The sequence below is a fragment of the Algoriphagus formosus genome (assembly GCF_002807035.1).
GTDB classification, from domain to species: Bacteria; Bacteroidota; Bacteroidia; order Cytophagales; family Cyclobacteriaceae; genus Algoriphagus; species Algoriphagus formosus.
The window spans coordinates 528,127-552,896 of record NZ_NIUC01000001.1; the positions used below are offsets into that span (position 1 = coordinate 528,127).

16 protein-coding genes are annotated in these 24,770 nt (G+C 41.8%); 6 read left to right on the forward strand and 10 right to left on the reverse strand.

Features of this window, described 5'->3' with window-relative positions:
* Positions 1–260 precede the first annotated feature (260 nt).
* From CDH51_RS02420 to CDH51_RS20160, 3 genes are read right to left on the reverse strand one after another with little or no spacing between them, the layout of a single operon-like run.
* Positions 261–905, reverse strand: coding sequence for a DUF7255 family protein (locus CDH51_RS02420; protein ID WP_100627082.1), 645 nt, complete (start codon positions 903–905; stop codon positions 261–263).
* Positions 906–908: 3 nt separating this feature from the next.
* A complete protein-coding gene (locus CDH51_RS02425; RefSeq protein WP_026945757.1) occupies positions 909–1,367 on the reverse strand; it encodes a DUF2452 domain-containing protein in 459 nt (152 codons plus the stop codon).
* Positions 1,368–1,514 carry a hypothetical protein gene (locus tag CDH51_RS20160; protein ID WP_165967624.1) on the reverse strand — a complete coding sequence of 49 codons (147 nt, stop codon included), beginning with the start codon at positions 1,512–1,514 and terminating at the stop codon, positions 1,368–1,370.
* A 158-nt stretch (positions 1,515–1,672) separates the two neighbouring features.
* Between CDH51_RS20160 and CDH51_RS02430 the strand changes: the two genes are divergently transcribed.
* Genes CDH51_RS02430 through ggt form a run of 3 tightly spaced genes read left to right on the forward strand, consistent with a single transcriptional unit; the run spans position 1,673 to position 6,107 of the window.
* Positions 1,673–2,008, forward strand: coding sequence for an Hpt domain-containing protein (locus CDH51_RS02430; RefSeq protein WP_100627083.1), 336 nt, complete (start codon positions 1,673–1,675; stop codon positions 2,006–2,008).
* Positions 2,009–2,020: 12 nt separating this feature from the next.
* On the forward strand, positions 2,021–4,402 hold the full coding sequence (locus CDH51_RS02435; protein ID WP_100627084.1) for a S9 family peptidase: 2,382 nt from the start codon (positions 2,021–2,023) through the stop codon (positions 4,400–4,402).
* A complete protein-coding gene (gene ggt / locus CDH51_RS02440; RefSeq protein WP_100627085.1) occupies positions 4,395–6,107 on the forward strand; it encodes a gamma-glutamyltransferase in 1,713 nt (570 codons plus the stop codon). The genes CDH51_RS02435 and ggt overlap by 8 nt, the downstream gene beginning before the upstream one ends.
* Before the next feature lie 243 nt (positions 6,108–6,350).
* Here the strand turns inward: ggt and CDH51_RS02445 are convergent, their stop codons facing one another.
* Together CDH51_RS02445 and CDH51_RS02450 are read right to left on the reverse strand one after the other, a co-directional pair.
* Positions 6,351–7,841 carry a calcineurin-like phosphoesterase C-terminal domain-containing protein gene (locus tag CDH51_RS02445; protein WP_100627086.1) on the reverse strand — a complete coding sequence of 497 codons (1,491 nt, stop codon included), beginning with the start codon at positions 7,839–7,841 and terminating at the stop codon, positions 6,351–6,353.
* 11 nt (positions 7,842–7,852) lie between these two features.
* Positions 7,853–8,878, reverse strand: coding sequence for an alkaline phosphatase D family protein (locus CDH51_RS02450; RefSeq protein WP_232724727.1), 1,026 nt, complete (start codon positions 8,876–8,878; stop codon positions 7,853–7,855).
* Positions 8,879–9,083: 205 nt separating this feature from the next.
* Between CDH51_RS02450 and CDH51_RS02455 the strand changes: the two genes are divergently transcribed.
* Positions 9,084–10,154, forward strand: a complete 1,071-nt coding sequence (locus CDH51_RS02455; protein WP_100627088.1) for an alpha/beta hydrolase — start codon at positions 9,084–9,086, stop codon at positions 10,152–10,154.
* Positions 10,155–10,157: 3 nt separating this feature from the next.
* Positions 10,158–11,765 (forward strand): amidohydrolase family protein, encoded by a 1,608-nt coding sequence (locus tag CDH51_RS02460; protein WP_157807023.1) that lies wholly within the window; start codon positions 10,158–10,160, stop codon positions 11,763–11,765.
* Positions 11,766–13,112: 1,347 nt separating this feature from the next.
* Here CDH51_RS02460 and CDH51_RS02465 read toward each other — a convergent pair.
* Positions 13,113–14,072, reverse strand: coding sequence for a tryptophan 2,3-dioxygenase family protein (locus CDH51_RS02465; protein ID WP_100627090.1), 960 nt, complete (start codon positions 14,070–14,072; stop codon positions 13,113–13,115).
* 117 nt (positions 14,073–14,189) lie between these two features.
* On the opposite strand from CDH51_RS02465, the gene CDH51_RS02470 reads away from it, so the two are divergent.
* Entirely contained in the window at positions 14,190–15,395 is a 1,206-nt protein-coding gene (locus CDH51_RS02470; RefSeq protein ID WP_100627091.1) for an acyl-CoA dehydrogenase family protein, read from the forward strand.
* A gap of 191 nt (positions 15,396–15,586) precedes the next feature.
* Here CDH51_RS02470 and CDH51_RS02475 read toward each other — a convergent pair whose 3' ends face one another.
* The 4 genes from CDH51_RS02475 to CDH51_RS02490 are packed head-to-tail and all read right to left on the reverse strand — an operon-like array spanning position 15,587 to position 24,649.
* Entirely contained in the window at positions 15,587–17,317 is a 1,731-nt protein-coding gene (locus CDH51_RS02475; RefSeq protein WP_100627092.1) for an AAA family ATPase, read from the reverse strand.
* Complete coding sequence (locus tag CDH51_RS02480) at positions 17,317–21,063, reverse strand: Eco57I restriction-modification methylase domain-containing protein (protein WP_100627093.1); 3,747 nt, start codon at positions 21,061–21,063, stop codon at positions 17,317–17,319. The genes CDH51_RS02475 and CDH51_RS02480 overlap by 1 nt, the downstream gene beginning before the upstream one ends.
* A 2-nt stretch (positions 21,064–21,065) precedes the next feature.
* Positions 21,066–24,452, reverse strand: a complete 3,387-nt coding sequence (locus tag CDH51_RS02485; RefSeq protein ID WP_100627094.1) for an SNF2-related protein — start codon at positions 24,450–24,452, stop codon at positions 21,066–21,068.
* The gene (locus CDH51_RS02490; protein WP_100627095.1) at positions 24,449–24,649 is read right to left on the reverse strand and encodes a helix-turn-helix domain-containing protein; all 201 of its coding nucleotides are present in this window, start codon (positions 24,647–24,649) and stop codon (positions 24,449–24,451) included. The genes CDH51_RS02485 and CDH51_RS02490 overlap by 4 nt, the downstream gene beginning before the upstream one ends.
* Positions 24,650–24,770 lie beyond the last annotated feature (121 nt).

Genomic DNA, 24,770 nt, shown 5'->3' on the forward strand with positions numbered 1-24,770 from the left:
AGCTGAAAACGCATGGATAAGCTAAAAGCTATCATTCCAAATGGTAAGCTTATGCTTACACCAAACAGTTTCTCTACAAGTCCAAAGTTATTGCCAATAAAAATCTGTTTTCTGTTCCAAAAAATCTCAACATTGAGATTTTTAAGCTAGCCTCAGGCATAGCATCTTCTGCGTGAGTCTTCGCTTGAAGTATAGGCATACATCTACGCTTGACCGCCTTGAATCTGCCATGCCTGAGACTTTTTCAGCAGTCCCTCATATCACCCCATTTTTCTCATTAACCAATTGAAAATCATCTCTTTTTGTTCATCCTTAGGATTGATCAATAGCTGATCCAATCGCTTCAAAGAACCGCCTGTCATCAAGGTCTCAAAGGGACAAAGTCGAATCAACTTATACCCATGAAGTCTTGTGAGTAAATCAATTTGGGCATCATTGTAGGCTTGAAGCTTCCAGCCTGTAGAACCATTCCCCGAAAAATCACCTGGCTCGCTGGAAGGACCAAATAATCGCTGGGCAATGGGAGGCCCCTCCCAAACCCTAGCCTGCAATCCAGCCTTCACAGCCTCTTTCTCCTGACTTCTGCAGAGTCTTTTGTAGGCTTGATCAAAGGAAAAACTCATTTCTGAGTACAATTCAGACCTCAATGAAGTCAGCCGATAGCGATTAAAATGAACTTCTGTATCCCAAAGAATCAAAAAGCGATTAAGCTTGAAGTCAAACTTCATCTTTTCAAGCAAAGGAAGATTTCCCTTTCCTCCCAAATCTTCAAAAATCTCTTCTAGCCAAGCTTTGCCCTTTTTGTCTAAATAGTTTGATTCGACGGGAATAGAAACTTCCCATTCGTAGTCAGCCCCGCCCTCTTTTAAGATCAAATCGAGCTGCCGGGTCATCAATTGGCTCATAGTTTAGGTGTTTTCCCGCAGAATTTCCCAGGTATGGTCTGCCAGCAGTTTTACTTCAGCCACAAATTTGGCCCAATCTTTTTTCCGACCCCATTCATCAGGACCGATCAAACTCAAAAAGTCCGTACCATCCTCTTTTTGGTACAAAAAATATCGATGGTTAATCAGGGGTTCAAATCCCATCGCTGCTTGATAGATTCTTTCGGAAACTTCCACGCGGGCTTTGATTTTTTTTGCCTGATCCGCCAAAAGCTGCATCTGCTGGTAGATCTGAGACATTTGCATATCAGTCTGCGACTGCATGGCTGCCACTGCTCTTCCAGTGATTTTACCTTTATCTTCCGGCTTGACGATCGCACTCCCAGAATGGTGGGCATAGGGCAATAGACCCGGATTCTCGGTGGTTTTTTCTTTCATCTGGTCCAAGTCCAGATTTTCAATATTGATTTTTTTACCGCTCATTTATTCTTCTCCTGTACTGATTCTTTCTTTTAAATTTCCCTTCGACCCCGGAAAGGTGGTCTTTTGGGAGATGTCGTATCCTATCCATAACATGATTGCCATGAAAATGATAAAAAGAATCAAGAATATTTTTTTTCCTTTGTTCATGTCTTCCCTACTTTTCGATAGACAAAATAAGTGAGTTCATATCAATTTCCCCTTCTTTTGAGTAAACTTTCATACTATAAATAATGCATTTCAAAAATTGTTTCTAATTTTAGGGGAAGTACCAAACAAACTTTTACGTAAACCAGATTTTTCTCCCCATGTATCAATATATAAGTGAAGCCTCTATTTATCAGTATTTCGGAGATGATGATCCTGAGATGATCAGGGATATGATTCAGATTATACTAGATACAAATGTTAATGACCTCCAAGAACTACCAAAGTTTTTAGAAAATGGGGATTTTGAAACCATTAAAAAAAGATGTCATAAAGCAAAACCATCCATGAGTTATATTGGGGCCATGAAAACCCGAAAGCTTCTGGAGAAAATCGAGGAAAATCTCGAAAATTCGAAAGAAGAAATCGATGAACTCCACGGACACATGGATGAAATCAAAAGGGAGCTTTTGGATTTTCTGAAAGAAAAAACTTAAATCTCTCTTTAAATGATCAAAAAAATAATTTGGATTAGCCTAATCACCCTAATCCAAGGTAGCCTATTTGCTCAATCCTCCCTCTCCGTAGAATACATCATGCGTGATCCAAGTTGGATGGGATATTTTCCATCTGGAGTCGAATGGAGTGATGATAGTAAGACCATTTACTTTGAATACAATCCCGAGAATAACCCCGCAGATTCCCTCTATCAAATTCAGCTTAGCGACCTTTCTTCTATCGAGAAAGTTGACTGGAAGATGGATCGGGAGCGATCAAGGTCTCAAGAATCCTTCAACTCCGATAAAAGCCTTCGGATATTCGTAGGTCCAAATGATCGGATCATTTTAGAAGACCTCGAAAAAAATTCACAAAAAGAGCTGCTTAACTGGCACACTCGGGTTTCTAATCCCACCTTTTTGGCGGATGAAGACTTTCTCTTCTTTGTAAGCGAGCAGAATATCTACACGCTTGAGATCCCCACCGGAGTAGTCAAAAGAGTGACCAATATTTCCAACGGTTCCCAACCTTCTTCATCAGGGTCCGGAAAAAGTGATTCAAAGGCTTCCAAGCCATTTTTAGAGTCAGAAAATTTGAAGCTTTTGGAGGTGGTACGTCAGCGGGAAGAAAAGCGGGAAATGAGACAAGCTTACCGCGAAGCAACTCAGATTACACCCGAAAAAGAATTCACCTATTACACCGGAGGGAAAAATCCATCCAACTTACAGCTTTCACCGGACGGAAGATTTGCGAGCTTTTCATTTTTCAATCCTTCCAGCAATAAAAACACGGCAGTTCCCAACTACGTCGATGCATCGGGTTACACCGAGGACCTCAATGCCCGTCCAAAAGTAGGCACCAAGCCAACTACTTCTGAGATTGGAATTTATGATCTGAATAGAGATACGGTTTATTTTATAGAAACCTCCAATCTTCCCGGTATCAAAGATTTGCCTGATTATGTGAGTGATTATCCTGATCGGGAATGGGAAGAAAAAGAGCGAGATTTGGCCCTATTTGGACCAGTGTTTTCCCCTGATGGATCGCAAGCCATCGTCGTAGTAAGATCCATTGATAACAAAGATCGCTGGATTACCTTGGTTGATTTGGAGACAGGGGAATTAAAGACTTTAGACAGACAGCGAGATGAAGCCTGGATCGCCGGGCCTGGAATTGGTTGGACTTACTCAGGGGGTACTTTGGGATGGCTACCAGACGGAAAACACATTTATTACCAATCGGAAGAAAGCGGCTATTCACATCTTTACATCCAAAATGTGGACACACAAGCCAAAACAGCATTGACGAGTGGAAACTATGAGGTTTTTGACCCTTTCATCTCCAAAGACAAAAAATCCTGGTATCTGACCACCTCCGAAGTTGATCCGGGAGAGCGTCATTTTTACCGTATGCCTCTGATGGGCGGGAAAATGGAAAAACTGACCTCCATGACCGGAAACAATGAAGTTAAGCTTTCCCCGGATGAAAAGCATCTTGCCATTCTTCACTCCTACTCCAATTCTCCCACAGAGCTCTATCTCCAAAAAAACAAAGTAGAGGCTGAACCTATCAAATTGACCAGTGGTCAAAGTGAGGAGTTTCAGGCTTATGATTGGAGAGATCCGGAAATTATCCGCTTCCAGGCAGCAGATGGTGCAATGGTACCTGCACGGATCTACGAACCCAATCTAGAAAAGAAAAATGGAGCTGCCGTGATCTTTGTGCACGGTGCCGGCTATCTTCAAAATGTTCATAAGTGGTGGAGTAGCTATTTTCGAGAGTACATGTTCCACAATCTATTGGCCGATTTGGGATATACCGTTTTGGATATTGACTATCGTGCCTCAGCAGGATACGGTAGGGATTGGCGAACAGGAATCTACCGTCACATGGGTGGAAAGGACCTTTCTGACCAAGTAGATGGTGCAAAGCATCTGGTAAGCAATTATGGAATTGATGCAGACCGAATTGGGATTTATGGTGGGAGCTATGGAGGTTTTATCACACTGATGGCCCTATTCAATCACCCGGATGTTTTCAAATCAGGTGCAGCGCTTCGCTCCGTCACGGATTGGGCTCATTACAATCACGGCTACACCTCCAACATTCTCAATACGCCTGAGGAGGATCCCATTGCGTATAGACGCTCCTCGCCTATTTATTTTGCTGAAGGACTGGAAGGTCACCTCCTCATCGCTCATGGCATGGTAGATGTCAATGTTCATTTTCAGGATGTCGTGAGACTCTCCCAGCGATTGATCGAATTAGGAAAAGATAATTGGGAAATGGCTGTCTATCCGGTAGAAGACCACGGATTTATAGAGCCTAGCTCCTGGACTGATGAATACAAACGTATCCTTAAACTCTTCAACAGCACTTTATTAAATGAATAAGCAAGTTTACACGAGGGTTGCTGCTCTACTGTTGAGCATCCCCATCCTAGTCTTTTCTTGTCAAAGCCCATCGGAAGAAAGGGAACCCAAAAGAGGCCTGATTGCAGAAAAAGCCATGGTTGTCTCTGCTCGAGGGGAAGCTTCTCGCATTGGGATTGAGATTATGAAAAAAGGCGGAAATGCCTTTGACGCCATGATGGCTACAGAAATGGCTCTTGCCGTGACCTTTCCTTTTGCAGGAAATTTAGGAGGTGGCGGTTTTGCTGTCTATCGCTTGGCAAATGGAGAAATTGGTTCTATTGACTACCGTGAGAAAGCTCCGGGAGCGGCACATCGAGATATGTATTTGGATGAAAATGGGGACGTCATTCCTGGTCTGAGTACAAAGGGTGCCTTAGCTTCAGGAGTACCGGGTACAATAGCAGGGATTTTCGAAGCTCAGTCCAAATTTGGAAAGTTGGAGCCAAAAGAAATCCTCCAACCGGTAATCGATTTGGCTAAAAATGGATTTGTAGTCAGTACTCAGCAAGCAGGACGATTGCAGAGTATTCGCGAGGTGGTTCGTGAAGTAAATGGGGAAAACACCTTTTATGGAAAAGAATGGAATGCAGGAGATACCATTAAAAATATTGCCTTAGCCGAAACCTTGGAGCGCATCGCCAGCAATGGTCGAGATGAATTTTACCAAGGAGAAACTGCCAAAATTCTTGTGGACCACATGCAAAAAATGGGTGGTATTATCACAGAGGAAGATCTTGCTGCTTACGAGGCAGCTTGGCGAGAACCGATTGTATTTGATTACAAAGAACTACGAGTAATCTCCATGGCACCGCCTAGCTCCGGTGGAGTGACCATTGGTCAGATTTTGAAAATGGTCGAACCCTATGATCTCCAAGCTATGGGGCATAATTCGGTAGATTATGTACAAGTATTGACCGAAGCCATGCGCAGGGCATACGCCGATCGAAATTATTACCTCGGAGATCCTGACTTTGTAGAAATTCCTATTGATGAACTTTTAGATGATGATTATTTAAAAGAAAGAATGGGAAGCTTCAACCCGGAAATGGCTACCCTGTCAGCTGATATTGCTGAAGGAAAAGTCCTTTTTGCTGAAAGCATGGAAACGACCCACTATTCCATCATGGATGAGGAAGGCAATGCACTTGCTGTCACCACGACGCTAAATGGAGCTTATGGATCCAAGGTTTATTTGGATGAGCTAGGCTTCTTTATGAATAATGAAATGGATGATTTCAGCAGTAAAACGGGCGTTCCAAATATGTTTGGACTGATTGGCGCTGATGCCAATAGCATTGCTCCGGGAAAACGGATGCTCAGCTCCATGACTCCTACTTTGGTTGAGCGAGATGGAAAATTATGGATGATACTTGGAACCCCAGGCGGCTCTACGATTATTACAGCCGTAGCCCAAACCATCCTCAACGCTTATGAATTTGATATGACCATGCAGGAAGCGGTTGAGGCACACCGATTCCACCATCAATGGCTACCTGATCAGATTCTGTTTGAAGAAAACACCTTGGATTCTGCTTTGCTAAAAGCTCTCTCAGCGAAAAATTACCTGATCAATGAAGGTAGAACTCCCATCATCGGCTCGGTAGATGCCATCATGCTTTTGCCGGATGGAAAACTAGAAGGTGGAGCTGACCCGCGTAGGGAAAATGAAGCGGCGGGGTATTAAAAAAAGGCTATCTTAAATTTATGTTTTACCGTCACTGCGAGTGAAGCGAAGCAGTCCCAAGTATTGGAATGGACTAATTAATGAGATTGCCTCGGGCTTGAAAAGAAAAAGACCAGCTTTAGTATTTTCAGGTCTTTGCCCTCGCAATGACGTGTAAAGCGTCACTGCGAGTGAAGCGAAGCAGTCCCAAAAAGGGGAAGGCAATTTATAAGATTGCCTCAGGACGCTACCATTAAAATACTTTTATCCTTCCACTTTCTTCGAATACACGCGCCCAAACCGATCCTTAGCTTCAAAAACCAAATTCTCAGAATTTGTAGGTTGGAAGAAGAACATGTGATCATTCAATTGAGGCTCTACCCATTTGCGTCTAGCAGGTAATTCAGGTCCGCTATGCAATTCCATACTCCAAGGATCTTTTGCCATAATCTTCTCAGGAGAACCCACCTTTATTCCATTTTCATACCAGCTGAGTTCCCAAGCCGAATCATAATTCCAGCAATTCACAGAAACAAAATCCTGAAAATCGGGATGATAGCCTTTTGGATAAACCCGGAATTGCTCTTCAATGCTCAGCCCCGTTCCCTTGTATTGCCATTTTAATTCGGATCCCTTTGCCTCATAAACAGCATATCCACTTGGTGTACCATCATGACAAATCGGACCAGACCACCAGGCCCCACATACAGTACCATGACAATGCTCATAGACATGCCCCATGATCATATTATCATTAAAATGGGTGTGTCCTGATAAAATGTGGGCATTATAACCCTCCAATAATCGATAAAGATGCTCTCGATTACTTACGGTACCTCCCAGCGTATCCCGGTCCGGATAGCGCTGTACTGCTCCTGTGTAGGTGGGAATGTGCAAGGAAACCACCACTGTTTTTCCTTTTTCGACCAAGGCCAAATCCTGCTCTAGCCAAGCCAATTGTTCCTCAGGGATATAACCGATGTATTTGGTGCCAACTCCGAGGTAAAACACATCATCCAAAACCACATAATGAACCTCTCCCCGATTCCAGGAGTAATAAGTAGGCCCAAAGTGACCCTTAAAAGTCGTTGCCGTTCCTTCATCGGATCGCACACCAAAGTTCATATCGTGGTTACCTATCACCTGGAAAAAAGGAATACCCGTTGCAGCAATTCCCTGATTGTATTCTTTAAACAGCTCCAATCGGTCGAAAACCAAATCTCCACAGCCAATCCCAAAAGTATTGGGGTCATTTAGCCTTGCAATCGTTTGCTGGACATCCGGAATGCTTGTACTGAGCAATTGTCCTGCTTCATAATCATCTTGAATCTGCGTATCTGAAAGCAAAAGAAAATGATGGTTTTCGTCCGAAGCAGCGTTGGGAGTTAGATTAAAAGAACAGGTTTGATCGGATTGATTCGGAATGATTCTCTGAAAGAAAGCTGCAGATCCATTTGCCTGCTTCTCGATCTGATAGCCGGAAGGGATGGAAAGAAAAACAAACTCACGGTCATTGGAAGAAATCAACTCATATTCACCATTTCCATCAGTAAGCACAATGGTACGACCGTCAGATACGACTACGCCGGAAAGCCCCTTTCCACTCGCACTTACCTTGCCTCTCAATCGTATGGCTGAAAAAGGATTCAAAAGCCTCCTGGAAGGAAGGGGATCAGCTAATACAGATGTGCCCAAAGAAAGCCAAGCTGCAGAACTCAAGCCCAGTGATTTCAGAAAATCTCGTCTTTTAAACATGGTAGTGTAGATTAATTTTTAGAAAAAGGAATAAGCAAATCCGCGTAGTTTACACCACCCTCCCCTTTGATTTGAAAGGCTATTTCTTGATTCTCCCAGTCAATTTCGGCCAAACCGTAATTTAATTTCGCAATCAAGTCTCCGATGCGATAGCGGTTCGGTTCCTCGGATATGCTACTCCAGGTATGCGTCAAACCGCTTGATGTAATCTCGTAAATACCTTCAGGGAATCGCTCATCAGTCATTTTCATCAGTTCGGCGATATGCCGATCTCCACTGAGTAGAATTGGCGTTTTAGCACCCGATGCAGCAATCAAACTCAGCAGACGCTCCCGCTCTTGAGGAAAATTGGCCCATTTTTCATAGGCATGCTGAGTGGGTAAAAACTGAATCCCCGAAACGATCAGATTCACCTTGGCAGTACTGGTTTTCAATTCATTCTCCAGCCATTTCCATTGCTCCTCTCCCAGTATTTGGCCGTCCACATTGGGTTGATATACCCGGTCGATGCGCATCAAAGTATCTCGATGATATCGTGCATCCAATAAAATTACTTTGACCAGATTTTCTCCCTTTCCAAATAGATGAGCAGCATAAGCTCCTTCCCGTTTGCGCTCGGGTGCAGCTTGGGGAACATCCAGAAAGTCTAGCATCAACTGTTGGGAAGCTGCTTTTTGGGCAAAATATTTTCCCCCATCATTGATCCCATAATCGTGGTCATCCCAAATCCCAATGATTTTGGAAGTGCGCTTGAGTGCCTGATAACTTTCAACCTGATTCTGGCGATTGTATTTGGCTCGAAGGGTGTCCATATTGGGAGAATCCCCGTAAATGTTGTCCCCCATCCAAATCCAAAGCTCCGGATTGTCTGCCACAATGGATTGCCAAAGGGGCTGTGGACTATCCTGACGATTGCAGGATCCAAAAGCTATTCGGGTGATTTCTTCATTTGAGGTGGTCAGACCCTTTGGTTTGCAGGCAAAAAACAAGGGGAATCCTACTAGAAGGATAAGACCAAGCGTTTTTAAGTTTTTCACGGCTTTTGATTTTTCTTTTGAAGATCGAAAACTTTGGGATTTTCTCTTCCCCACTCCAAAAATTTATCAATTTCTTAACCTTCCATTAAGGCAAAAGCTTTTGCTTGTCTTTCCCAATTTTTTTTCCAAAATTTAGAATAAGTGCTGACATAGAGCAGCTTAAGATTTTAATCCTAGTTTTTTAAACCCTTTCAAATTCTTAGCCATGGTCAAACATTACATCATCACCAATCGAGAAGTCACTACCCGCCGAAGTAGAAATTACATTTCCGTCAATGAAACAGAGTTTATGCGAAAGGACGGCGATGAGGAAGCTCGTCATAATCTTCGCTACGGAACGATCAGCTTTGACCCCAAGAAAGCCAAAAAACTGAAAGACTTCGATATTCAGATTATTCCTGAGGTAGATGAAAGCCTTTTGGCAAACTATGCTGACGATAAGGACGTGAGCAAAGCGAAGTTCCCTTCTACCGCTATTTTCACCGAACTGTATGAGTCGGGAATCAAGGCCAGCAAAAAGAGTCCTGAAGGCGATCATATCCGCATCTCGGAAGATATCCTGGTCTTTGTGCATGGATTCAAGTCTGATTTGGAAACAGCCATGCAAACCCTCTGTGAGCTCCACAAACGATATGTAGAGCCGGAAGACTCCACTATCAAGCACTTGGTATTATTCACTTGGCCTGCCAAGAAAAAACTGCTCAAGTATCGCTCGGACGCCTATGATGCGATGCAGTCGGGCTTTGCCTTGGCACGTTCCATGGCTTCGCTTCGGGAGTTTTTCAAAAAGAAATTTGTGGAAGAGCGGAAGCCGCTGTGTGATCAAAAAATCCATCTGATGTGTCATAGCATGGGAAATCGGGTGCTGGAAAACATGGTCAAAGGTGTACAAGACATCGGACTGGACATCAACTCGATTTTTGGAGAGATTTTATTGGTGGGCGCTGATATCGATTACTATGCGCTGGAGCGTCCAAATCCACTTTATCGCCTCATTGATTTTGGGGAGCGAGTGCATGTGTACTATCACAATAAGGATCAGGCATTAGGAATCTCTGAGCTTACCAAAAATGCCTTCAATAGACTGGGGAGATGGGGCGCCAAGAATTCAGTCAATCTGGCAGATGACATCTATCAATGTGATGTGACCGAGATCGATGATGACAAGGGCTTGCTTCATGACACGGTTCATCATTGGTACTACACCAATTCCCCATCGGTGGTGGAAGACATCATCGAAGTGATGAAGGGTGGAAACTCCATTTTCAACAGATAAGCCATGGCGAAGCGTAGATTTTCTGACCTGCACTGTCACAATCATATGCGTGCGCATTTTCAGATGCAGGAAAAAGCGAAAAAATTCAGAAGAAAAGGAGAATTCAGCCCTTGGACCGTCATTGCATCCAATCATCGAAATCATCAAAAGGGCGTGATGGGGGCCAGCTACAGTCAGATCGATTTGGTCAAATGCTGGAACTCCAATCTTCGCCTCACCTTCAATTCCCTCTATCCGCTAGAGCGCCAATTTGTGAAGGGCATTGACCCAAAAATCGGAAAAGATAAATGGTTCCGCTTTTTGACCTCGGCCATTTTGGGTTCAAAGGGAATCCGCCGGGACCTGCTACAAACTGCCTACATGCGCATTCCGGATAAGGTCGTCGATTACTTCCAATCGGACGATTATGATTACTGGGAGTCACTACAGCGAGAGCGGGATTTTGTCATGATGGATTCGGGAAAGCGAATCCGGAGAAATGAAATTCACGTTCCCCAAGCTTTGCTCCGGGAGGAGCGACTTGCCAGAAAACTGGCCAATCAGCACCCAAGGCTCTATTATGCTGAGAATGCTTCCTATCGCATTCCAAAAAGTCGGAAAGAACTCCAAAAATCACTGGAGGACGATCAGGAGATCACCATGATTTTGACTATCGAAGGAGCGCATGCCTTAGGTACCGATCGGGTACAGTCCATCGAGGAAATCTCCCAACGCGTGAAGGAAATCAAAGAAAATTGGGAGGCTCCGATCTTCTTCATCACCTATGCCCATCACTTTGACAATCATCTTTGTGGTCATGCCCACTCCATACCCGGCATGGGTAAAATCCTCATGGACCAATCCGAGCGAATGAATGCGGGTTTCAATAATGATGGCAGAAGGATTCTCAAGGAGCTCCTGGGCATTAATGGAGATTTTGAGCGGGATGAATCGCTCGGCTATCGCATTCTGATTGATGTCAAACACATGAGTGCAAGATCAAGAAAGGAATTCTACAGTCTGGTGGGCAAATGTCTGGACAAAGGAGACCGAATCCCTGTCATTGCCTCGCATTGCGGCTATTCGGGGATTTCCAGCTTGGATCGGCATATTGAATTGGAGGACTGCGAAGTGGATGACTACACCGATGAAAGCGGGAAATTCAATGCTTGGAACATCAATATGTGTGATGAGGATATCGAATGGATAGTCAGAACTCGGGGAATGTTTGGAATCTCATTTGATCAGCGGATTCTGGGAATAACCAAAGATGATTTGAAAAATAATCCCAAACGAAACGGAATTCAGCTCATTTGGGAAAATATCGAAGCCATCATCAAAAGTGCCTACGCCAATCCAAATCTAAGCGAAGAAGAAAAACCACTCATATGGAATTGCCTGACCATCGGAACGGACTTCGAAGGCTTGATTGACCCGGTAGACTACTACCCTACTGCTTTGGAGTTTGACTTATTCAGCAACAATTTGATTTTCGAAATCGAGCAGGCCCGCAAGAAAAGCGGACAAAAACATCTTGCTCATCTCAAATCCAGAGAAGATGTAGAGAAAGCGGTGGAAGATTTTTGTTTTAATAATTCGAAGCGTTTTGTGGCTGAAAATTATTTGGGCTGAAAGCTGGAAGGGGGAAGTTGGAAGAGGGAAGATGGAAGATGGAAGTCTCGGAATTCTGAATTTTCAGGCTGATTTGTGGCAAGTCACTTTTCTTGTTGTGCTGCTTTTCCGAAAGCAGCACTCAGCTTAGGTTAGCGCAAGTCTCAGGCTTTGTGCTTGAACTAATACAGTCTCCTGACTTCTAGGGTTAATCGTTTCCATCTTGCTGGCATCAAACCTCATTTCCTGTCAAAAATCAAGGGCCAGCGCTGGTGTGGTTTTGTGTTTTTTAACCCAGCATTTCTCTTCGCTCATACTGGGCTTTTACGAGTCGTGCCTTCAGCACTGCGAACCCTCCAAGGGTTTTTCGTTGTGCTGCTTTTCCGAAAGCAGCACTCAGCTTAGGTTAGCGCAAGTCTCAGGACTTGTGCTTGAACTAATACAGTCTCCTGACTGCCAGGGTTAATTCGTTTCCATCTTGCTGGCACCAAAATTTCATTTCCTGTCAAAAATCAAGGGCCAGCGCTGGAATTGTGTTTGTGACTTTTACCCTGGGTTGCGCTGAGCCTCGTACCTCGGCATGCTTACCCAGGGCTATTACATCTCGTGCCTTCAGCACTCACTCAAATAATTTTGTTGTGCTGCTTTTCCGAAAGCAGCACTCAGCTTAGGTTAGCGCAAGTCTCAGGCTTTGTGCTTGAACTAATACAGTCTCCTGACTGCTAGGGTTAATTCGTTTCCATCTTGCTGGCACCAAAATTTCATTTCCTGTCAAAAATCAAGGGCCAGCGCTGGAATTGTGTTTGTGACTTTTACCCTGGGTTGCGCTGAGCCTCGTACCTCGGCATGCTTACCCAGGGCTATTACATCTCGTGCCTTCAGCACTCACTCAAACAATTTTGTTGTGCTGCTTTTCCGAAAGCAGCACTGATAGATTCCCTAAAATATCCTAATTCTGGAGAGGCAGGGTAACAGGAAAGGGAACTCTCTAGATAACCTCCAAATAATTGATTGGAAACGAGTGCGGTGGGTTGACGCAGCAGCGGGGAGCGCGTTGGCAATGCGGGTGGAAGCTTTGCTGCGTCTTGACCTTTTGGTTCTTTTGGGTCAAGCCAAAAGAACGAATAAAACAATAAGATGATGAAAAGAAGGAAAGAAGTTCCAATCCAATCTTACGGTCCTCTTGCTGGCATCAAATCTGATTTCCTGTCAAAAATCAAGGGCCAGCGCTGGAATTGTGTTTGTTACTTTTACCCTGGGTTGCGCTGAGCCTCGTACCTCGGCATGCTTACCCAGGGCTATTACATCTCGTGCCTTCAGCACTCTACTGTTGTGCTGCTTTTCCGAAAGCAGCACTGGCAGATTGCCTCAATCCTCTCCAAAAATCTCCTTCACTACCCAGCCTTTCCCCCACTCATCTTTTTCCTTTTCAGTCCAGAGTTCCGGGAAGAAAATCACCTTCTGAAAACGGGGAGGAAGGTACTTTTGCCAGTTGGTACCTCCTGTAGCAGCAATATCGACGGGGTCACGCTGCAGGTAACGAACGGCCGATTTGTAATGCGCCAAGGGCCAAAAAACATTCGCCTTCAGATCAAACTGTTTCATCAATTCAACCAATTCCTTGCTTGGTGAATTGATTTCCATAAAGCGTTGCCAGATATTTTTTCGCCGATAGGAATCGATAATTTCCTTTAGCTTCTTCCCGTATTTCAGGTTGAAATTTTTCAGAGTCAGCGTCTTTTGACCGGTAGCCAATTCGATCGCACCCTGCTGCCAGTAGAGATGCTCAAAAATATCATCTGCCGGAGAATGATAGTCAAAATCGTCTCTGGAAGCTAAGGCCACCAATTGAAAGGCATCTGCTGCCATGAGTTCGATCTCGCGATACTGAGCACTTTGAAAACCTGATGAGGGAAGCAGAGACATTCTGAATTTCAGGAATTGCTCCCGCTCCATCCCCTTCCACATCATCGCAAAAGAAGAAATCAAATGATCAAAATACATCAGTATCCGTTCTAGACGGGTTTTGAAAAAGTCCTCATCCAGTTTTTCATTCTCGGAAATCTGCTCCATTTCAGATATGATCAGTTTGAAATAAAGCTCGGTGATCTGATGATAAATGATAAAAATCCGCTCGTCTTTAAAACTGGTTTTGGGTTGCTGTAGGGATAGCAACACATCCAAATTGATGTATTCCCAATAGGTCAGGTAATCTGCATAAAGCAGTCCTTCCAAGTAGGAAAGCATATCCTGGCCGGATGCTTTAAACTTTTCTTCGAGTTGTTTGATTTTATCTAAAATACGTGGGTCAAATTGGGAGTCACTCATGGCTAAATTTTATCAAAAATGGTAGTTTTTTCCCCTTCGATCTATTTACTTCGAAAGGTCTTGGGGCTTTTCTTCCCGACAAAAATCAAGCATTCAATTCAATAAACCAAAAAAGGCATGGAGGCTGTAGGAATTCAAAAATCACAGAAGCAGGACACCTTCGAAGGGGTAGACTTCCTCGATATAGACGATTTGTTGACGGAAGAGCACAAACTCATCCGTAGTTCGATCCGCGATTTCGTCAAGCGTGAGATTAGTCCTTACATCGAGGATTGGGCGCAGAAGGCTCATTTTCCCTATGAAATCGTCAAAAAATTCGGAGATGTAGGAGCTTTTGGACCGCAAATACCCGAGGAGTACGGAGGCGGAGGTTTGGATTATATCGCCTATGGTCTGATTATGCAGGAGATTGAGCGAGGAGATTCAGGGATGCGCTCCACGGCTTCTGTGCAAGGATCCTTGGTCATGTACCCGATCTACAAATTTGGATCTGAGCAGCAGCGACAAAAGTACCTTCCGAAATTAGCTTCAGGAGAAATGCTCGGTTGCTTTGGCTTGACCGAACCCGACCACGGTTCCAATCCTAGCGGCATGGTCACCAACTTCAAGGATATGGGCGATCATTACTTGCTGAATGGGGCCAAAATGTGGATTTCCAATTCTCCCAAAGCCGATATCGTGGTAGTTTGGGCTAAAAATGAGGAAGGTAGAATTCACGGCCTGATTGTCGAACGCGGCATGGAAGGCTTCTCTACTCCTGAAACACACAACAAATGGTCGCTTCGGGCTTCCTGCACCGGGGAGTTGGTTTTTGACAATGTGAAAGTGCCGAAGGAGAATCTCCTTCCCGGCAAGTCAGGATTGGGAGCTCCGCTGATGTGTTTGGACTCCGCCCGTTTTGGAATTGCCTGGGGGGCTATCGGTGCGGCCATGGATTGCTATGAGTCTGCGAGAAAGTATGCGATGGAGCGCATTCAATTCGACAAGCCTATTGGCAGCTTCCAATTGATTCAAAAGAAACTAGCTGAAATGCTTACCGAAATCACCAAAGCACAGCTGCTGGCTTGGAAAGTGGGTAAAATGATGAATGAAGGCAAAGCCAAGACCGTGCATATTTCTATGGCCAAGCGCAACAATGTAGAAATGGCCTTAAATATCGCCCGAGAAGCCCGTCAAATCCACGGTGGAATGGGGATCACCGGAGAGTATCCCATTATGCGACATATGATGAATCTAGAATCCGTGATTACCTATGAAGGAACGCACGATATCCATTTGCTGATTCTCGGAAATGAAATTACCGGGATTCCGGCTTTTAAATAAGTTTTAAAAATAGACAATGAGCTCCCCCATTCGGATGAAAATTTGGATGGGGGATTGTTTTTTTAATTTGTCTGAATTAAGGGAAGGTCTACATAATCATTTCAGCCTTGGGCCATTCCTGGAAACTATCTAGGAAAAAGAAGGCAATCTACACTTTGCCCACGTCCAACATTCTACTCTCAAAGGGAGTATTAGTCATGGTTTAAATGCTCTTTCAACTCAATCATTTTGGCTATTGCGTTTTTCAGCTCTTCACGGTGTAATGGATTCTCAGAATGATGGGATGCTGCATTCATAATTCTGTCCAGGATGTCTTTTGTCTCGGTAATTAGTAGTTCTTTTCTATTTTTCTTTTCGTTAAACTCAATCAGGAAGTCAAATAGCCTGGTTTTGATACTGTCGAGATTGGCTTTCTCTTCTGCTGTCAAAGTGCCGTCTGCTGAATAGTCGGCTTTGATTTTTTTGAGTTTGGCTAAGTCCAGGTCAAGCAAGAAACGTTGTGTGAACTTTTGGTGTCTTTGGCTTGTCAGTTGATTAAATGCCTTTTCTAATTTTGAACTTAAGGTCTCAAAATCTCCGTTCAGTTTTTTCATGTCCGGATCGAGATACTCAGTCAGGATGGCTTCTGCTTCCTTTCTCAATTCGTTTCCACAAGCATCAAATTCGTCTTCTTCAAAGTTCTTAATTGCTTTTTGTAATGGTGTTTTGTCTTCTTTTATTTTTGGTGCTGAACTGTCCTTTTCATCTTTATTGAAATTGAAATAGACCCATTCTTCTTCATCGGTATTTCTACGAATCAGGTTGAAAAAACCTTTGTCATGGGTGAGGATGAATTTTTGAAAGCCATCAAAGAATTTCAAATCTTCCTTTTCTTCTTTGTTCAGAATTATCCGCACAACATCCATACGGTTGGATAAGTCCAAGCTGATAAGCATATCATCAAGCACCAAAATTTTAAACCGGGCACTTGCCAATGGTCTTGTTCGCAACGCTCCGATTCTTACACCAATCGCAATACGTGTAAGTTGTGCTTCATTCAAAAATGATTGTACCCGCTCGATGGCTCTCCATTTCTCCGGGATGGTTTCATCGTAAATTTCAACCCCTAATTTGATATGCAATTGGTCGTGCCGCCAACCTTGCATATTGTCTCGCCAAATCTTGTTTTTAATCAGGTCAAATTTGAATTTCTTGTCAAAGCTTAAAGCTACTTTGATTACGTCTTTACCTTCAAAAAAATGGTCTTTCAAAAACTTATTGGCATGGCCAGAAATGTCATTGAGTAGGGTTTGAATCTTATTATTCAGAGTATTGACTTCATCAATATAATTCTCTTTCCGTTTCCTTGAAACTACAGCGTCTGTGGGGGTTCTTGGAACATCCAGCGTGGGTGCTTTGATAATATCATCTAACCAATTTTGCGTGCCTTCGGTGAGGAAGGGAAAAATATCCCGCTCAAAAACAGGCCAAAGGTTTACTTCTTGCTTGTGTGATGCTCTGTAAAAGTTATGCAGCAGCTTGTAGTTGATAAAGTCACTCGCAAGATTTAGCTCTTGAATCAGCGTATTGGCATCATCGTTCGTATTGATTAAATCATGAGAAATGGTGAAGATTTCTTCATGTTTGGTATCTGTATCTATGGACGTGAGTTTAATGAAGGAGTCTTCATTCTCGTCCATAAACACGTTTTTCAAGGTTTGGTGTGTTGCTTTATTGGATGCTACATACTTCTTGAAATACTTTTGAACCCCATCATCGTCTTTGATACTGCTTTGCAAAAGGGTGTATAATGCCCAAAACAAGGATGACTTACCAGAGCCATTATTCCCATATACCAAAACATGCTTTCCGTTGATAGGAAAAATCTGCTCCTGTTGAAAAGCCTTAAAGTTTTGGATTTTTATTTCCTTGATCTTCTTCATCAGTTCTCCAAAATAGGTTTTAAAATCTCCGGGCTTCGCACAGCAAACAATTTGATACGGTCCCTAACTTCATTATCCGGATGGCTCCACTTGGCATGGAGTTGCTCGATTACCTGCTCTTTTTCGGCATCGCTCAACTTTTCAAACTCCCTGCCTTGCATCACTTCAGAAATATCTCGCTCAACAAACTCTAATACATTTATGCCACGCTCTTTCATGTGGTCGGGGAAGTAGAGATTGAATACAGCTGAATTAACTATTTGTTCAAATAATGAATTCAATGAAAATGCCCAAGAAAAAGTAGCTAAATCACAGAGAACTGCTAATAATTCAATATTCCTGTCGGATAATGAAGGTATTGGAACTTTATTTAGGCCTCTAACACCTACATGAGGAGTTGCTTTATTTCCTTTTCTGAGAATACCCCTTTCAATGCAATAGAATGTGATAATTGAACTATTTAATATCGAACAGGAGGCTTTTGTTAAATTTTCATTTTCTGGATTAGTCCCGATTAAGAGACCATATGAACCGTAAATTTGCTCTGTGCAAAATGCAGCCATTATTCTTTGACCAGATTCAGGAATAAATAAGTGAGGAATAGTATACCTTTCTGGATTCCCCAACACAATAGTTGCTCCGTTATTGCGAAGCTCTGTTTCTAATTTTTCGTCAAACTTAAAATAACCGTCTTCTTCAATTACCTTGTAATTAAATGGTTTAATATTCCTTGTTCCACCAAGATATGGGTAGTAACCTTTGTATTGAACATCGGAGAGGAAATCATCGAAACATCCGCCTATATTAACTCCACGATTGATTGTGAGAATTTGGTCAAAAGTTTTTGAATGTTTTTCAATTGCCTGAACTGTTTTATTATTATTACTATAAGCGAACTCTGATTGGGGGTTGGACTTAAAATCTTCCTGCGACAGAAAACTGTAATCATCAATTTGACCAGAAAAATACTTTAGCTTTTTTTCACTTTCTGATTCCTTATTAATTCCTAGAATGATACAGTCTACAATTGCTTCAAATGGGTCTAGATGGTCTACAAGACTATTTATTTTAAAACTTGTTAATATATACTCCCTAAATCTTTTATAAGAGGGTAAAACGGCTTGTGTTTTATTTGTGATGAAAAAGACTACTCCTTTTGGCTTAAGAATTTTCATAGCCTTCTCCGTCATCAAATTCATTGAATTAATACGGTCATTTTTTGTTTGTACATGGAAATAGTTATCAACTATGTAAAGGCGTTCCTTATCGGTCAATTTTGCACCAGTGTTTCCGTAATAAGAAATATAGGGCGGATTTCCAATCACAACATCAAAACCTTCTTTAACATCAAACATCCATTCAGGATCAAAGAATGATGATGAATCATTTTGGGCATAAGGATCCCAACCAGCCAGGTTTTGGGCCGTATCACTTTTCCAGCCGCTTTTCTCTAATTCTTCTGCTATTTGGTTACGCAGTACTTTGTCTTCTTCCCTGTATTTGAGTTTGGTCTCTTTACTTTTTGCACTGAAAAGCTTACTTCGAACTTTTTTAAGTTTAGCTTCCAGTTGTTTTAACTCCCCACCATCAAAAATATTTAATGTAAATCCTTCCTTTGGTTTTTCAATTCCAATAAGGGTATTCGCAGCTACAAATTTGGTTTCCAAGTTGGGCAAAGGTCGTATGCCAAAATTGTTCTTTTCGGGATTCACCTTTTGTTCTACCACCAAGGAAATAAAGAAACGCAATTTGGAGATTTGGGTAGCAATGGGTTGTATGTCCACGCCATAAATGCAGTTTTCAATCAAGAACAATTTACGAGCATAGTCCGGGTCGTTGATACTTTGGTCAAATGCTTCGTTTATTTCCAACAGGCGTTCTTCCCGAGCTTGCTTGTCTTCTATTTCAAATGCTGCTTTAGATTCTTGTTCGGCTTTTGCCAACTGTACTTCCTTCCAAACCTTGTTATTCGGGTCAAGCTTTTGAAGGATATGCACCATTTTTTGCAAAATTCCCATGGGGAAGGCCCCCGAACCACAAGCCGGGTCGAGTATGGTACAGCTGCTTAATACTGTGATGATTGCTCTTTGCAGTTCTGTATTATCAGTGAATGGCACTTTGCTGTCAAAGGAAGTCAATACATGCAATTCTCTGTCTAAGGCTTCATCATCTAAACCACCCCAATCAGAAATAGCGTTTTTCAGATAAGCAATCAGGCTTTCATCCACCATGTAGTTTACAATTTCACGTGGTGTGTAAAAAGAACCGGTTTGCTTTCGGGCAGTTGTTTTGGTTTCAGGGTTGTAGCTTGCCAGCAGGTTTTCAAATACCTTTCCCAATAGTTCAGGGTCAAGGGCTACATCTTCTTCAATCGGTGTGTTTTCCGTAATGGTAAATTTGTAGGATTTAAGGATGTTAATTAGCCCTTTTACAGCTGCTTGTTTGTACTTTTTATCGCTGATACCTACAATATCGCTTAGATCAGTTTCTTCTTCTACTCCAAAAAATAGGTAATCGGGTACAATAAGTTTTTCACCTTTAGTCATTTGGTCGGAGAACCCGTCAATGTATATGTTGTTGAATTTGTCGTCTAGACATTCAAAAAGACCACCATTCAAAAAAGGAACGGTTTTATTCAGTTTTTCTAAAAAAGCCTCGGGATTTTTGAAATACTGTTTGTAGCGCATCAGGTAATCAATGCCCCTGTGCGTACCATAGCCATCACCCCGAAAACCCCTTTTGCGTTTATCCAAACTGTCGGCTTCAATAGGACAATTGAGTGTAGCAAAAAACAGGTTTTGCAAAATGGCTTTGTAGTAAATGCTCTCCTTGTTACGTTCTTTAAACATACCTCTTTCATGGTAAGGAGAAATTTCTTTTAGGATATCTTTTTGCAAAGCATCCAACTCAAAAAGTTCTTCAGGTATCAATTTTTTCTCTTTGATAAACCACACAAAGAGTAATCGTGTCAACATACGAATGACATTGGTAGCTCGATGCTCTTGCAATAGTTCTTCTAATTTTTTATCCTTTTCGTAAGCATCCTTTTCAGAAGGCTGTCCAGGGAAAATAACATGTTGTGTCGCCCAGAAATACCAATTAGAAAGTTCCTGATAAAATTTCTTGTTGAGCAGACTTACACTAAATACTTCCTGCCAATAGGCATATAGCTTAGAGAAAGAATCAACTTTTTTAGTTCCGGTGGTTGGAATTTGAAGTTCGGCTAAAATACGTTCGTGACCGGAATGTGGTTTCTCAATATGGACATCGCGCAACAAACTTACTTTACCAGCCTTTTCACCTTCACGCCATTCTTGTTTGTACTTCAATCGTTCTGTATTGGCAAAAGCCAAGTAGTTTCCGTATTTGAAAACTACCACTACTGGTGTATAGTAAAATTCACGGTTAAAAGCACGAGAGATTTCCGCCAATTGCGAACGGGTAGGAAGAAGTCCATTGGGTCTGCTTTTAAGTGTTACTCCAAAAATCAGAATGCCGTCATAATCAGATTTGATTTTTTCAGCTTCTAAAGATTTATTTCCTTCAAAAGCTGCATCGTCCACCATTCCCACGAAATAGATATCATCCATGAGTTGGAAAGAGTCATTGTCCTTATAGGTGTCTTTCAGGATTTCCTTCGCTGTGGTAGGTTCATCTGCCACATAGTTCATAGGCACTTTTAAATCTTTGAAAAGTGCCTTGATTCCCTTTAGGAAATTAACCTGATTGAATATTTGTAGTTTCATATCTATGCTGTTACTAAAAACCAAGTGATCAAATCAAAATTGTCGAGTTGGAATTTTTCATCCACCTTGACGTTTTGCTTTACACGAGATAAAGCATCTTTGTCTCCTTTTCTCAATTTTGATAAAAGGTCTTTTGCTTCTGTACCCATTACTTTTTTGATAGTGCCATCTTCCTGCACTTGCTCTTCGGCTGCTTGACCATCCAGCCATGCTTTTATGGCATTAACCAATTCCTGAATAGCTTCATCATCTCCTTTATCTATTGCGTCCGGCACAAAACGATTTTTGTCTTTATGATGGGTCAAAGCGTCCAAAACGTCTTTTTGATTCAAAAGCACCATCTTCCCTTGTTTATTGATGTAAACCAAGTCAAAAGCTTTGTATTCGTGATTGATGGTTTTTGCAGGACGAGCAGGATATCCTAATAAGGCAATCAATCCGTTTTCAGCACAAACAGAAGTATCGGCTCTAAAACCTGTGTAAACACCTTTTGGCATGCGTTGGTACTTGGCCTTATCCTTGTTAAATTCTTCCAGTAAATCTTGACGGTAGCGTTCTAATGAAAGATCATCAAAACCAAAAGTTTCATTGCCGTCCAAGTCATCGAAAGTTACCTGCATTTGTTCCATCATACGGTTTTTCATTCGTTGGTCGAGACTTTCATCTTGAATCATTTCCTCGAATGTTTCAGAGAACTTTTCATCTACTTCTGCACCAGCCAACTTCATGGCAGCCATTCGTTGCTCAATTCTACCTTGAAGATTCAAGTAAGAGTTGATATTGTTGGATGGCCAGAAATTAATACCGAATATTTTTTTGTTCGGACTACCTAAACGGTCAATACGTCCCAAACGCTGAATGATTCTAACCGGATTCCAATGAATATCGTAATTGATGACCATATCAGCATCTTGAAGGTTTTGTCCTTCACTTAGAGCATCGGTTGCAATAAGTATATCAATCGGTTGTTGAATTTTGGTGTATGTTTTGGGATGGTTTTGTACCACCCATGAAATCCATTCGTGGTAAGCTTCTGTCCCTTTTTTATTGGTTTGAAAATCCCACTCCTTCTCCATGAACAGTTTGGTGTACGGAGCAAAGCGTTCTAAAATAGGTTCAAAGTTCTTGGTTTCCTCATCTGAATCGCTAGTTTGTGAACCTGAGCCGGAAACCATAGCGAGTTTATCAAATCCACGACTTTTTAATTGGTCAAAAAGATATTGAGCCGTATCGCGGTAAACGGTGAAGATGACAACTTTTGCGTTTCCAACATTTTCGCCTGAGGCTCTTTTCTTATTGATCTCAGCTATTAGTGTTTGAAGTTTGTCGTCTGCTGAATTTAGATTTCCCGGGCGGACAATTTCTTTCTCGATTTTGGTTTCAAACTTTTGAAGATTGATGAAAAGATTGTCGAGTGCATCCAAATCTTTCTTCAAATCCTTTTTGAAGTTTTCCAAATTTCCTGATGCATCTATATCAGAAATATTGATTTTTCGCTTTTTACCTAAAGTGAGTTCTTCAAAATCGTCTTGTAAATCATCATCATCAAACAAGTTTTCGTCTTTCTCAACCAGTTTGCTGTTTGCTTTCCCGTCCTGATAAGCTTTGATTTTATCAAGAGCGTTCTGGTGATGATCTTTAATTTTCTCAACAGTAGAATAAAAGGAATACCAAGAGGATTCCAACCGTTTCACCATCAAGATGTACATCATTTTCACTAAGAAACGGTCCCGTTGACGTTCATCATGTAGTATGTCCTTTTCTTCCTCATTTTCTTCTTCCAAGTAAAATGAAGGTTGGTAGCCTGAAAGCATCGGTGGAAAATGGTCAAACAGTTCCTCGAATGACTCAAAATTTCCAAGTTGGCTTGGCGTTACAAAAAGATTTAAAGGTTTTGTTTTTTCTGGAAAGGTTAGCCCAGTTTGCTGCCCTTCAATCATTTTGCGAGTTCTGGCAACAATCAAAGAATCTGTAAGGGTAAAGAAGTTCGCAGGTAACTTTTTAATGAAATCACTGATTCTTGGGCTTGGGTCTTCACGCCATTCGTTAAAAACCTTTTGAGCTGTCCGGAAAGTGTAATCCAAATTTCTGATACCCAAAGTTTCTTCATATCCATTAACATCACCTTGTACCATCAATTTGAATTGGTTACGGATGTCATTTAATGAATTATTTATTGGCGTGGCAGAAAGAAGCAGAACTTTTATGTCTTCATTTTCTTTGAGGATCTGCTCTAACAGAAATTTGTACCGATTTGATTTGTCGTTTCTAAGGTTATGGCTCTCGTCAATGATAATCAATTTTGGTTTGTCATTGGTAAAGTATTTATCGGCACGGTCAAGGTATTTTTCAATACGGTCTTCATGCATATCCGTGTGGAAACGCAAGAAAAAATCAAATTGATCCTTCTCGAAACGTGAATCTTGGTGCTTTAAATATCTTCTCCAGTTGTGTTCAAGTTTCTTAGGGCAAAGCAGTAACACTTCACGTCCTTGAAGTTGAAAAAATTTAATTACTGCAAGAGCACTCCAAGTTTTACCTAAACCTACGGCATCAGCCAGAATTGCTCCGTTATATTTTTGGAGCATTCGTATCAAACTGAGCACTCCTTTTTTCTGGAATTCATAAAGTGTGTTGTAAACCACAGAGTTTTCCAAGCGCCCGATTTGTCTGTTAAAATTGGGGTCATTCTCCGTTTCTAAAAGTTGGTTGCCAAATAGTTCAAACAATACTTTATAGTATAGCTCTCTCGGAGTGTATTTGATGAAAATACGCTCAATTTCATTAATTAAATATTGTTTGAAGTCTATTTTAGATTTGGTTCCTTCTGGTGAAACCAATGTCTTTTCTTTGTGTGCTTGTGGTCTTACCCACAACGCTTCAAACCATTCTACAAGCTCTTTGTATTGATTGTTGTTGCCTGTCTCGGCAATGTTCAATTCAATATTATTCGTGTGCTTCAGTCCAATACCTGCTTCTGTAAGGTTTGAACTTCCAGAGATGAAGTATTTATTTCTATCGTCTTTTTTATCAGGATTGAACAAATAGCTTTTGGCATGGCAAAAATTTGGTTCTAATGTTTTTGCTACAACTTTGTCCTGCTTTAGAAAAGCAACTGCTTCTTTTGATAGGCTGCTAAGTTTTAGGGAGGCTTCGATGCTTATGTTTTCATTAAGCAAGTCTAAAGGTCGGTTGTCTATTGAGTCAAAGTTTACAATATCACCCAGAACAAGTCTAAAGTCCGTGATTTTATCATTTACATTCTTCGAAAGCCAAGCAAGCGCACCAATGGTAAAATAGCCAGTTACAATATCAAGCTTACCTTGTTCAGTGTAAGAGCAAATCCATTCGTGGACTTTTAAATTTTCGTTTTCGTTATCTAATATCATTTGCTGGGCTTCTCTGTTTTTATTAATTCTTTCGGGTCGACTTCCAAAATTTTGGCAATTTCAAAAAGTACTTCAAGTCTTGGCTGTTGTCGGTTTTGAACATAGCCGTTGACCATGTTGTAACTTTTTCCAAGTCTCTCAGCTAACCAAGTCTGTTTGATTCCCTTTTCTTCCAATACTTCTTTTATTCTGTTCATGTCGACAATAAGTCAGAGAGCTAAAATAGCGTTAACATTCTAATTATATCGTTTTTCAATATAAAAAGTGTTTAAAAAGATTGTCAACTGTATATCCGTAGGTCGGAAAAAAATGGCTCTT